This window comes from Lysinibacillus fusiformis, from assembly GCF_016925635.1.
Taxonomy (GTDB): domain Bacteria; phylum Bacillota; class Bacilli; order Bacillales_A; family Planococcaceae; genus Lysinibacillus; species Lysinibacillus fusiformis_F.
In genome coordinates, this window is record NZ_CP070490.1 from 3,206,881 (window position 1) to 3,219,656 (window position 12,776).

The 12,776-nt window shown below is 35.4% G+C and carries 11 protein-coding genes; all 11 read left to right on the plus strand.

Annotated features, from left to right (window positions below; translation table 11 throughout):
• Window positions 1–2: 2 nt before the first annotated feature.
• The 11 genes from JTI58_RS15580 (at window position 3) to JTI58_RS15630 (ending at window position 12,681) form a co-directional block, all read left to right on the plus strand.
• Window positions 3–938, plus strand: a complete 936-nt coding sequence (locus JTI58_RS15580) for an aldo/keto reductase (protein ID WP_205442156.1) — start codon at window positions 3–5, stop codon at window positions 936–938.
• Window positions 939–1,968: 1,030 nt separating this feature from the next.
• On the plus strand, window positions 1,969–2,961 hold the full coding sequence (locus tag JTI58_RS15585; RefSeq protein WP_205442157.1) for a Gfo/Idh/MocA family protein: 993 nt from the start codon (window positions 1,969–1,971) through the stop codon (window positions 2,959–2,961).
• Window positions 2,954–3,952 carry a Gfo/Idh/MocA family oxidoreductase gene (locus JTI58_RS15590; protein ID WP_205442159.1) on the plus strand — a complete coding sequence of 333 codons (999 nt, stop codon included), beginning with the start codon at window positions 2,954–2,956 and terminating at the stop codon, window positions 3,950–3,952. Before JTI58_RS15585 ends, JTI58_RS15590 begins: the two co-directional genes overlap by 8 nt.
• An 18-nt stretch (window positions 3,953–3,970) precedes the next feature.
• Window positions 3,971–5,473 (plus strand): sugar ABC transporter ATP-binding protein, encoded by a 1,503-nt coding sequence (locus JTI58_RS15595; RefSeq protein WP_205442160.1) that lies wholly within the window; start codon window positions 3,971–3,973, stop codon window positions 5,471–5,473.
• A gap of 19 nt (window positions 5,474–5,492) precedes the next feature.
• Window positions 5,493–6,482 carry an ABC transporter permease gene (locus JTI58_RS15600; protein WP_205442161.1) on the plus strand — a complete coding sequence of 330 codons (990 nt, stop codon included), beginning with the start codon at window positions 5,493–5,495 and terminating at the stop codon, window positions 6,480–6,482.
• A gap of 47 nt (window positions 6,483–6,529) precedes the next feature.
• Complete coding sequence (locus tag JTI58_RS15605; RefSeq protein WP_205442162.1) at window positions 6,530–7,495, plus strand: sugar ABC transporter substrate-binding protein; 966 nt, start codon at window positions 6,530–6,532, stop codon at window positions 7,493–7,495.
• Between the two features lie 65 nt (window positions 7,496–7,560).
• The gene (locus JTI58_RS15610; protein ID WP_205442164.1) at window positions 7,561–8,574 is read left to right on the plus strand and encodes a LacI family DNA-binding transcriptional regulator; all 1,014 of its coding nucleotides are present in this window, start codon (window positions 7,561–7,563) and stop codon (window positions 8,572–8,574) included.
• An 88-nt stretch (window positions 8,575–8,662) separates the two neighbouring features.
• Window positions 8,663–9,673: an inositol 2-dehydrogenase gene (gene iolG, locus JTI58_RS15615; RefSeq protein ID WP_205447333.1), complete on the plus strand. Its 1,011-nt coding sequence runs from the start codon at window positions 8,663–8,665 to the stop codon at window positions 9,671–9,673.
• Window positions 9,674–9,896: 223 nt separating this feature from the next.
• Window positions 9,897–10,793, plus strand: coding sequence for a myo-inosose-2 dehydratase (iolE, locus tag JTI58_RS15620; RefSeq protein ID WP_205442166.1), 897 nt, complete (start codon window positions 9,897–9,899; stop codon window positions 10,791–10,793).
• Window positions 10,794–10,879: 86 nt separating this feature from the next.
• Entirely contained in the window at window positions 10,880–11,692 is an 813-nt protein-coding gene (locus JTI58_RS15625; RefSeq protein ID WP_205442167.1) for a sugar phosphate isomerase/epimerase family protein, read from the plus strand.
• A 485-nt stretch (window positions 11,693–12,177) separates the two neighbouring features.
• Window positions 12,178–12,681 (plus strand): pyridoxamine 5'-phosphate oxidase family protein, encoded by a 504-nt coding sequence (locus JTI58_RS15630; RefSeq protein WP_243456070.1) that lies wholly within the window; start codon window positions 12,178–12,180, stop codon window positions 12,679–12,681.
• The last annotated feature ends 95 nt before the right edge of the window (window positions 12,682–12,776 follow it).

Sequence of the window (12,776 nt, forward strand, 5' to 3'; positions counted from 1 at the left end):
CTATGGTAAAAAAAGTACAACTTGGTCGAACAGAGCTTTATGTGAATCCAATTGGTTTTGGGGCGAATGCAGTAGGAGGGCATAATTTATATCCAAATTTAGATGAGGCAGAGGGACGTGAATTGGTACATACAGTGCTTCAACAAGGGGTCAATTTTATTGATACTGCCTTTATCTATGGTCCAAAGCGTTCCGAGGAGCTAATTGGTGAAGTAGTAAAGGAGCAGGGGAATCGAGCAGAAACGATTATTGCGACAAAAGCTGCCCATAGATTAAATCATGAAGGGGAACAATTTAATAATCATCCTACCTTTTTAAAAACGGCTGTGGATGAGGCTCTTGGACGACTTCAAACTGATTATATCGATCTGTTTTATATACATTTTCCGGATAAGGATACACCAAAAGATGAAGCGGTTGGTGCACTAAAAGAGTTAAAGGATGCTGGGAAAATTCGTGCAATTGGTGTATCAAATTTTTCATTACAGCAATTGCAAGAGGCAAATAAAGATGGCTATGTAGATGTTGTACAAGGTGAATATAATTTACTGTCGCGTGACGCGGAACATGAGCTATTCCCATATTTAAAAGAACAGCAAATTTCATTTGTGCCATATTTCCCTCTAGCATCAGGCTTGCTAACAGGTAAATTTAATGAACAGGCAACATTTGATGATTTACGCAGGGGGCTACCATACTTTCAAAATAATGTATTTTCTTCAAACTTAGCAAAGATAGAGCAGCTCCGTCCAATGGCAGCCGAAAAAAATATTAAAATTGCTCATCTTGTACTAGCATGGTATTTAACACGTGAAGTCATCGATGTCATTATTCCAGGTGCAAAGCGAGCAGAGCAACTTTTAATGAATTTGGAAACTTTGAATGTACCATTAACAGATAAAGAAATTCAAGTTATAGATACGATTTTTAACAAGTAAATAATCAGCTATGTTAAGAGAGATGTATATAACCCGAAAAAATAGTTAATATATCATATGTTGATTATTTAATCTGTGGAAAATATAGGAGAAATGCTCTGAGAATTGCAACTAATTGACGTTGAATAAATATCGATATCAAATGGTTGCATTGTCCTTTTTTATAATTTTTTACTTGATAACTGTAATGCGTGTAGATCCTATCGAGTTTATTTATTTGCACCATGAGTGTGTTCTATATTTGCATGTTTAAAGCTAAAGCTGTGATTTATCTGTTCGTGGAAAAATGAATGCTGAAAATTGGTCTTTGCAAAAGTAGTAATAGAGGATATTACGTGTGAGCCAGAAAAAGTGTCTTCGATTTGGAGCATTTGTTTAGGTGTTAAAAGACATAGATTATAACGATTGGGCGGTTGTGGAGCAGGATATAAATTCTGCTCCTTTTGATAAATCATTCCCTATTGTCAAAAGAATATATGATCATATTAGTCGTTTAATAGAAGGATAAGAAAGAATGATCGTTAGTGGGATGCTTGCAGATAAAGATATATATTTTTTCTGCACGTGAATTCAATAATTTACATAAGAGTGTTGATAAATAATTTGTTAAAAAATGATTATCTTATTGTGAAATTGAATGAATAATAGTTATTTTTTTGGAGATATCGATTGCAATTATGGTTAATTTATATCCGATTACGGTTAATTTGTTAGTATAAATTGATAAAGTTATGGTTTTTTTAAAAAAGTTTAATGAGAATTAAATTTTATTAGTGTAATAATTATAGTAGTCTGGTTATTTCTTAGGAATACGACCTTGTATTGAAAATACTAGGTATTTAGAAAGTTTATAGTAGTTACCACTAATTATTTTTACTATTTCGGTAAAGTTAAAAATGGTTTAACAGAGAAAATTGTGCTATTTACGAGAAAATTATATATTGATTTATTTTTCGCAATTTTGTAATATTCAATTTAAGTAAGCGCTTAACTAGATTTATTTTCCTATTATTATAAAGAGGTGATAAACATGAATTGGGGAATTATTAGTGCTGCTAATATTGCATTTGATGAGGTTGTTCCAGCAATTCGCCGCTCGGCTAATTCTAAACCATATGCACTTGCTACCAAAACAAAAGAAAAAGCACAACGTTTTCAAATTGATAATGTCTATGCCACATACGGAGACCTATTAGCTGATGAACATGTAACATCCGTATATATCCCCCTACCAAATGCATTACATCATGATATGGTAATCAAATCATTAAAATCTTATAAGAATGTGTTAGTGGAAAAGCCAGCTACGATTTCATTAGAAGAAATGAAACAAATTGCAGCAACTGTACAAGAAACAGGTCATTATTTTTTAGAAGGTTTTATGTACCAATATCATAAGCAGCATAAAAAGATGCGTGAATTATTGCCTCTAATTGGAGATATTGTACATATTAAATCCCATTTTTCATGGTTATTAGAAAATGAGCAGGATATTCGATTAAATTCAGCATTAGGAGGAGGAGCGATGTATGATGTTGGCTGCTATTGTATGCATGCAATTACACAGTTAATTGGCTTTAAGCCCGCAGTCATTAGCATGGTAAGCAATACTCTTTCTGAAACAGATGTTGATCGTACTAGTGTTTGTACAATGTTTGATAAACATGGGAAAATGGCAACCTTTACTTGTTCGATGGAAATGCCATTTCTTGATTACTATGAAATTATTGGAGAACAAGGCTTGTTAAAAGTTTCACATAGTTTCCGTCCTGATGTTTCGAAAAGTGGCGTCGGAATTGTAGAACGCTACAATAATGCAGGAGATTTGTTAGAACAGCACAAAATTCAGGATGATCAATATTTGAGACAAATTGAACACTTTGAACAGCAAGTGGATAGTAAAGTGTCCTCTGAAAAAAATTTGCAGCAATCACTTGAAATGTCGCATTATTTAGAGCAAGCCTATAAATCAGCTTATAAAAATGGAAAATTTATCAGAGTGGAGGATATTTATTATGCTTAATGTAGCTGTTATTGGATTAGGAAGATTAGGTCGTTGGCACGTGATGAATTTACAGAAAATTAAGTATATTAATATAATTTCAGTTTGTGATTATTCTTTAGAAGTTGCACAAGCTGTTGCAACAGAATCTGGCATTCCACTTTTTACGAACAATGTAGACGAAATTATGAACAATGAGCAAGTTCAAGCGGTAGTAATTGTTACTCCTACAAGTACACACTATGAAATAATCTTAAAAGCGATTGCAGCTAAAAAAGCTATTTTTGTAGAGAAACCATTAACAATTGACATGGAAGAATCTTTGTTAATTCAACAGGAGATCGACAAGAGTGGCGTATTTTGTCAAGTAGGCTTTATGAGACGCTTTGATCAGGATTATGTTGAAGCCAAGAGAATGATTGAGGAAGGAGCAATTGGCAAGCCACTTTATTTTAAAGGGATTAGTCGAGATCCAGTTGCACCAGATTTAAGCTTTATTCCAGGTAGTGGCGGATTATATATCGATTTATGTATTCATGACTATGATTTAGCACGCTTTTTAATGGGAGCAGAAGTGCAAGCCGTTTCTGCCTTTGGTTGTAATATCAAATATCCTGAGTTTGCACAATATGATGATGTAGACCAAGGCTTTACACATCTACAATTTGCAAATGGTACTGCGGGCGATATAGAAGGAAGCCGTTGTGCGTATTATGGCTATGATATTCGAACTGAAATTATTGGTTCAGAAGGTACACTTCTTATCGGAAGTACAAAAAAATCAAATGTCAATATTTTAACACCTAAAGGAAATCTGCATGAAATTATTCCTGCATTCCCACAGCGTTTCGAGTCTGCTTATGTCAATGAGTTAAGCGCTTTCGCTGAGGCGGTTATGAATGGGGCATTGTCACCTGTAACTGTTGAAGATAGTATTAAGGCCCTACAGATTGCTTACACAGCAACGGCTTCATTTAAAGACCAAGGAAAAATAATAACAATCGAGCACTAGAAGGGGAGAGTGTTGACGATGCCTGAAGAAATACTTGTAATGAAAGATGTTTATAAAAGCTTTCAAAGTAACCATGTATTAAAAGGGGTGAACTTAGGTGTTCGACGCGGAGAAGTACATGTGTTATTAGGTGAAAACGGTGCTGGAAAGTCTACACTGATAAAAATTATTACAGGTGCCTATGCAATGGATAAAGGTGAAATGATTTGGGAGGGGAAGCCTGTTCGTGTTACTGGACCAATAGCATCCATGGAGCTTGGTATTGCAACCATTTATCAAGAGCTAAACGTTATTCCAGAGTTAGCAGTATACGAAAATATCTTTTTAGGGCGAGAGCTAAAAAAAGGTGGTAAGTTCGGAATGCTTGATCGATCGACAATGATTAAGCAAGCAGAGGAGTTATTAGTACGTTTAGGACAAGATCCAAAATTAGCGACAGTTCAGCTAAATAAATTAGGTATTGGTCAGCAACAGCTTGTTGAAATTGCAAAAGCACTTATTTTAGACGCTAAAGTGTTAATTATGGATGAGCCGACATCGAGTTTAAGTGGTGTAGAGGTAGAACAGCTCTATAAAATTGTTGAACAGCTAAGAGCAGAGGGAATGGCCATTGTTTTCATTTCACATCGCTTTGAAGAAATTCAACGTTTAGGAAATCGTATTACTATTTTACGTGATGGACAAGGTGTGGAAACTGTAGAAGTAGCTACAACTCATCAAGATTATTGGATTGAGTTAATGGTTGGCCGTTCTCTTGATGAGAAATTCCCGAAAAAAGAATTTGTGCGAGGCGAAATAGGTTTTAAAATTGAGAATTTTAAAGTGACTGCCAATTCACCTGCTTTAAACATGGAAGTTCATTATGGAGAAATTTTGGGCGTTTCTGGTTTAGTAGGAGCGGGCCGAACAGAATTAGCGAGAGCAATTTTTGCTGCTGATAAACGACATTCGGGAGAAATCTACATTGATGGTGTGAAGCAAAAAATTACTAACCCTCGCCAAGCAATTGAAGCAGGCATTGCGTTTATTACCGAGGATAGAAAATCAGAGGGGCTATTGTTAGATTTACCACTTGACTTTAATGTCTGCTTAGCCAATATGAAGGCATTTAAAGGATCTAGAAAGCTATTAAACCCAGCTAAAATGCGCAAAGAGGCAGCAAAATATGTGAAGGAATTGCAAATTCGGCCTGGCAGCATTGAGTTAAATGCACGCAACTTTAGTGGCGGAAATCAGCAAAAAGTAGTCATTGCTAAATGGCTTTGTACGAAAGCTAAAATTTTCATCTTTGATGAGCCAACAAGAGGAATCGATATTGGGGCAAAAGTTGAAGTATATCGCTTAATGAATCATTTAGTGGATGAAGGTGCGCTTGTACTAATGATTTCATCAGATCTTCCAGAAATTTTAGGAATGTGTGATCGAGTTTTAGTAATGAATCAAGGGGATATTACAGCGAATTTACCAATTGCTGAAGCAACACAAGAAACCATCATGAAAGCAGCAACAATAGGGGCATAGCGTTTAAAGGAGGAATAAGATGAGTGAATTAATTGAAACTTTGAAAGTAGAAAAAAAAGAACAAGGCTGGAAGAAGCTATTAAGTAAATTTGGTTCGCTTTTAGCATTAATTATTTTAATGGCTGTTTTGACAATGACGACTGATAAATTCCTTACGGTCAGCAACCTCATGAATATTGCTAGACAATCATCTATAAATGCTCTACTAGCAATTGGGATGTTACTACCAATTTTAACAGCTGGTATTGACTTATCTGTAGGTTCGATTTTAGCGGTTTCGATTATGGTTATGGGGATTGTTTCAGTTAACATGCAAATGGGTGCAGTCGCTGGTATTGCCGTTTGTTTATTGATTGGCGCAGGATTTGGTTTATTAAATGGTTTACTATTAACAAAACTACGCTTACCGCATCCATTTATTTCAACATTAGGAACGATGAATATTGCGCGAGGTATCGCATTAATTATTACGGCAGCTGCACCAATTGCGGGCTTCCCGTACTTAGTTCAATTTTTAGGTAGTGAATTTGTAGGGCCTATTCCAGTAAGCTTCTTATTAGTTATTGCTGTGTATATTATCTTCCATATTTTTCTGACACGTACTCAAACAGGACGTTATATTTATGCGATTGGCGGCAATAAAGAAGCAGCGCGCTTATCAGGGATTAATGTAGATCGTGTTTTAATTATTGTTTATACAATTAGTGGTTTTATGGCAGCTTTAGCGGGTTTAGTAATGGTAGGACGTGTAAACTCCGCTTTCCCATTAGCAGGACTTTCTTATGAATTAGATGCAATTGCCGCTGTTATTATTGGTGGTGCTAGTTTCTTCGGTGGAGTAGGAACTGTATGGGGGACGTTAATCGGAGCATTGATTATAGCGGTCCTTCGTAATGGGCTGAATTTACTGAATGTTTCGGCAGATTTCCAAATGACCGTAATTGGTGTAGTAATTATTGCCGCAGTTTTCGTAGATGTTTTACGTCAGCGTAAATCTAAAGCTAATTAATGTGTGTATGAAAAAATAAATAGAAAAGAATATGGAGGCTATTAACTATGAAGAAAGTTTTAACGCCATTTCTATCTTTTGCTTTAGTGAGTTCGTTATTTTTAGCAGCATGTAATGATGATCAATCATCATCTTCAGGCTCAAATTCGGATGCTGATAAAAATGTTTCAGTTGTATTAAAAACGACATCGAGTCCCTATTGGAAATATGTAGAGGCGGGTGCTAAAAAAGCAGGTGAGGATCTAGGTATCAATGTGACAATTGTTGGGCCTTCAGCTGAGTCTGAGGTTATTCAGCAAGTAAATATGCTAGAAGATCAAATTAGTCAATCGCCTGATGCGATTTTAATTTCCCCAACGCAGCCAGATACAGTAATTCCTGCATTGGAAAGAGCAGCAAAAGATATTCCAGTGGTATTAATTGATTCAGATGCAACATTTAACGGTAAAACTACATTTATCGGAACAGAGAACTTTAGTGCAGGACAAGAAGGCGGCAAACAATTAGCAAACATGCTTCAAAAAGGTGATAAGGTAGTTCTTATTTCAGGCGCGCTAGGGAATCCAGCAACAGATGAGCGAATTAAAGGTGCTAAAGCAGCGTTAGAGGAAGCTGGAATGGTTATTGTATCGGAGCAACCTGCAGATAGTGATAAAACAAAAGCGATGTCTGTTATGGAAAATATCTTAGAAAAAGACCAAGATATTAAAGGTGTATTTTCAGCAAATGATGATATGGCACTGGGCGTATTACGTGCTGTACAAGCAAAAAATTTAGATATTAAAATATTTGGTACAGATGGTACAGAAGAAGCTGTAAAATCAATTCTTGATAATGGTTTAACAGGAACAGTTGCACAAAATCCTTACAATATGGGTTATCAAGGTGTAGAAACAGCTGTCAAAGCAATATCCGGCGAATCTATCGATAGCCGTATAGATAGTGGCATTACTATTATTACAAAAGAAAATGCACAAGAGCATTTAGATTTCTTAAAATCTATTAGTAAATAAATAGATATTATAATATGATTGCGATTATAGGTTATAAGGGCATCATTAAATAAAAGGAGTATTCAATGAAAAAATCAACTATTTATGATGTGGCAAAAAAAGCGAATGTATCGATTGCTACTGTTTCAAAGGTAGTAAACAACAAAGGTCAAATCAGCGAAAAAACCCGTAATCATATTAAGGAAGTAATGGAAGAAATGGATTATGAGCCGAGCATTATTGCTAAAGCATTGTCAGGAAAAAAAACGAAAACGCTTGGTGTAATAGTACCGAATATAGCAAATCCCTTTTTTGGAGAAATTACGCGCGCTTTAGAAAATAAAGCGCGTGAAATTGAATATGCCATTATTATTTGTAGTACGTATAATCAGTCAGAAAGAGAAGAGGAATATATTAATTTACTGTTAAAGAAACAGGTAGACGGTATTATTATTGCAACAGAGCAGCTTGATAGTGATGTATTAAAAAAAATTAATAAGCGTAATACACCAGTGTTAAAGTTCTCTGTATATGCAGATCCGAATGAAACTGCCAGTGTGACAACTAATAATTACGAAGGTGGGTATATTGCAGCTCGTTATTTATTAGAAAAGGGACATCATCATGTGGGAATCATAGGTGATTTATCAAGGGATAGTGAACAAAAGCGTATTCAAGGCTTTTGTAACTATTTTGAGGTACATCAATCTGCTGTTCAACAGTCCAAGATTATTTCATGTAATTCTGAGTTAGCTGAAGCAAAGATGGCAGCTGAGCAATTGTTGGTTTTCGAGCCGCATCCAACCGCGTTGTTTGCGACAACGGACTTCTTCGCTATCGTTGCAATTAATGCAGCGTTAGAGAAAGGTCTAAAAGTGCCAGAGGATTTATCGGTTATTGGCTTTGATAATACCATTTATGCGCAGCTATGTCAGCCACAGCTTACAACCATTGAGCAGCCTGTCGAAGAAATGGCGCAGCTTGCGATCTATCAATTATTAAAAATTATTGAAGAAGAGAAATGTGCACCGTTTGAACAAATCGTTTTAGCGCCGAAATTAATTGAAAGACAAAGTGTAAAATCATATAACCAAGATTGAAGGATTTATATTGAGGTGCAATATTTCATATAAGTCCTTTAAAAAGTTGTTTGAGTTAAGCGGTTACCTAAAAAGGAGAGAAAAAATGATGATTAATATTGGAGTTATTGGAGCTGGCCGTATTGGACAACTCCATATTGATAATTTAGTTACAATGCCAACGATTAGGGTAAAGGCAGTTGCAGACGTATATATTGATAATGTTCGCGAATGGGCAGAGCAAAGAAATATTGAATATATTACAAATGAACCAATGGATATTATTCAAAATCCAGAAATTGATGCCATATTTATTTGTAGCCCAACGACTACACATAGTGAGTTAATTAAAGCTGCTGCACGTGCTAAAAAGCATATTTTCTGTGAAAAGCCTATTAGCTTTTCAACTGAAACAACGCGAGAAGCATTAGAGGTTGTTAAAGAAGAAGGCGTTAAGCTACAAGTAGGATTTAATCGTCGCTTTGACACCAACTTCCGTACAATTCAAAATCAAGTTGCAAACGGGGCGATTGGTTCTACGCATACGTTACGCATTACGTCACGTGACCCTCAGCCACCACCAATTGATTATATTAAAACTTCTGGCGGCCTATTTATCGATATGATGATCCATGATTTTGATATGGCTCGTTATATCATGCAGTCAAATGTTGTGGAAGTACATGCTAAGGGTGCTGTACTAATCGATGAAAAGATTGGTGAAGCTGGCGATATTGATACAGCAATTGTGTTATTAACATTTGCCAATGGAAGCATCGGAACAATTGAAAATAGTCGTAAAGCCATTTATGGGTATGATCAAAGATTAGAAGTATTTGGCGATAAAGGTGCGCTAGTTACTGAAAATAACCGCCCATCAAATGTTACCTATTTCAGTGAAGACGGTATCATGACAGACAAACCATATCACTTTTTCTTAGAACGTTATACACAAGCTTATATTTCTGAAATAGAGCAATTTGTAGCGGCCATTGTCAATGATACAGAAGTAGTCTGCTCAGGAAATGATGGATTACAAGCAGAACTGATTGCTGAAGCTGCAAAAAAATCAATGGAAACAGGTCAGTCAGTAAAAATTGCTTCTTTATTAGAAGTGTAAAATAGGTTCAGATATGTTGATTGTCCATTTTTATTAACAATATTTGAAATGGGTTCTTCTTATTTCACAAGTAAGTCATATATTTGCTGGAAATAAAGGGCCTCTAAAAGTTATTTAGGAGAGGTCTTTCAAGTGAATTGAAAGGCTACTCCTATTTTTTCTAGTAATAAAGAGATACATATAAATTTTCAAATCGCTTATATACATGGAGGAGGTTCATTTTATGTTAAGTAAAGAAAATATTAAATTAGGTATCGCTCCAATTGGCTGGACTAATGATGATTTACCAGAGTTAGGGAAAGAAGTGACATTTGAACAATGTATTAGTGAAATGGCTTTAGCGGGATATACCGGCTGTGAAATAGGTAATAAATTTCCGAAAAATCCAGAAATTTTACATTCATATTTAGATATACGTGGTTTACAAGTAGCATCTGCTTGGTTTAGTGCATATTTAACGACTGCACCATATGAGGAAACAGAGCAGGCATTTTTAAAGCATTGTGATTTTCTACATGCTATGGACGCAAAGGTTATCGTTGTATCTGAGCAAGGTAAGAGCATTCAAGGCAAGCTGGATGTAGGTGTTATTCGTAATAAGCCTGTATTTAATGAAGAGGAATGGGGATTGCTTACTAAAGGGTTAGAGCAACTTGGTAAAATTGCCAAGAAAAAAGGCATGCGAATTGTTTATCACCATCATATGGGGACAGGTATTCAAAATGTATCAGAAATTGATCGCTTAATGGCAGAGACAGATCCAGACCTGGTATCACTATTATTTGACTGCGGTCATTTATATTTTGCAGAACAGAATTATTTAGAAGTATTACAAAAGCATGGAGAACGTATTCATCATGTGCATTTAAAGGATGTACGAGCTGAAGTTCTTCAGACGGTAAAAGAGAATGACTTAAGCTTTTTAGAGGCAGTAAAGGCAGGGGTGTATACTGTACCTGGCGATGGGAATATTGATTTTGAGCCAATTTTTCAAGTGTTAAAGGAGATTGATTATAAAGGCTGGTTTGTTGTAGAGGCTGAACAAGACCCTGCAAAGGCAAACCCATTCCAATATGCAAAAATGGCTCGCATCTATATTGGGGAATTAACAGGGTTATAAGAATAGTTCTATGATATTTGTTGAAGTGTAGCAAAATCTAGTAAAAAGGTCTACAGGCAAGAAAGTTTAGTAGAGGGGAGAAAGAAATGAGCAGAGATTATGGTTTATGTTTATGGTCATTTGGAGATATTTCGCTTGAGGAAAAATGTAAATTAGCAAAGGAAATTGGTGTAAGTGGCGTAGAAGTTCAAGGAGATTTAACACAAAACCCGGGAGAATTGGCGACTATTTTAGCTAAATATGACTTGAAAGTAGTGTCAGTTACACCTGATAATGTAGATATTTCTAGTGAAAATGAAGAGATACGTTTAAAGGCAGTGCAATACTTTTTAGATTTATTAAGCTGGGCAAAAGAGTTAGGAGCAAGCCGTATTTGTTTGCATGGTGATGTAGGAAAAATAGCGGGATGTGGAGAGGTAGAGAAAGATTGGCAGCTCCTTATTGATAGCTCCAAAAAAGTGATGGAGAAGGCAGACACTTTAAATATTGACGTTGTATTTGAAGTGCTAAATCGTTATGAAAACCACCAAATTGTAACAGGACAAGAAGCTTTAGCATTAATTGATGCAGTAAATAGTCCTCATTTATATGTTTTATTAGATGCATACCATATGAATATTGAAGAAGCTAATCCTATCGAGGTCTTAAAAAAAGTAGGAAGCAAGTTAGGTATGTATCATATAGCAGATTCTAATCGTCAAGCAATTGGAAATGGTCATGCTGATCTAAAGGGACAAATCAAAGCTTTACATGAAATCAACTATACAGGGCCGATTATTATGGAGATGATGGCAGAGGGACCAAATCCTTTTACAGCCGTTAAAGGAGAAGACTATCTTCAAGTGCTGGCCGGTTATTATAAAACCTCATTAGCAAAGCTCAAAGAGTGGGATAATTAGAAGTAACAAAGTTTTTAATAACATAAGACACATCAACTGATATAGAAGATATATTGGAATCAGCTTCCACGCTTAGGAAATTAACAGAGCTAAAAACAGCTTCCTGTATAGGTACCACACCCCAAAAAGTTAGAGTTAAAATCTAACTTTTGGGGTGTTTTTATGTGGAAATAGAGAAATGAAACATTGTGAAAGAATATTTAGAAGCTACTTTAGGCTATCCATTATTACCTATAAAAACTACATAGAGATCGGACAAAGCGAGTTTATACAATTCAAGTTAGCTGTATTAAACAACCTATATATGGCGATTGATTTTAACATGAATAATCGCATTCGAATATGCCTCTTAGCTAAATTCATATTTTAGTGAAGAACCTTTCTTTTTATTGTGTTAAAGATGTAATATGTATATATGTTTAAAATAAACGATGTAACAGTAGCATTTATTTAATCGTTACATATTTTCATGAGGGGGTTAAGGAATGATGAGAGGTACGATTCAAAACAAGCGTGTAGAAATTTCACAAGAGGAAGCACAACAATACTTGAAATTAGGAAAAGTGGCACATGTTGCAACTGTTGATGGGGAAGGTTTTCCTTATGTTATTCCGTTTGTCTATGTGTATGAGGGGGAGGACAAACTTTATTTGCATATTGGTAATATTCGAGAGAGTCATTTTTGGTCAAATATCAAACAAAATTCTAAAGTTTGTATAGAAGTGAGCGATATGGGCGATTTACATCCAGGCAAAAAATATGCTTGTCAATCAGCACTTGTTTATCAAAGTGTGGTGCTGTTTGGGCAGATCGTAAGAATTGAAGAGGAGTCAAAGAAAGAATGGTTCTTTGATGCGCTGCTAGAGAAATATGGCAATCCAGAATGGACATTTGAAAGAGAAGGCTATCCGATTATGCCAAAAATTGAGTTATTTGAAGTACAAATAGAAAAATTGACAGGGAAAATTAATCACGGCATGTATCACTAATCAAAAGACTAAGAATGGTTGAGTTCTATCATTCTTAGTCTTTTCTATTTTACAATATTGTGAAAGAATATAACTGCAAAGAATGGAGGATTTAT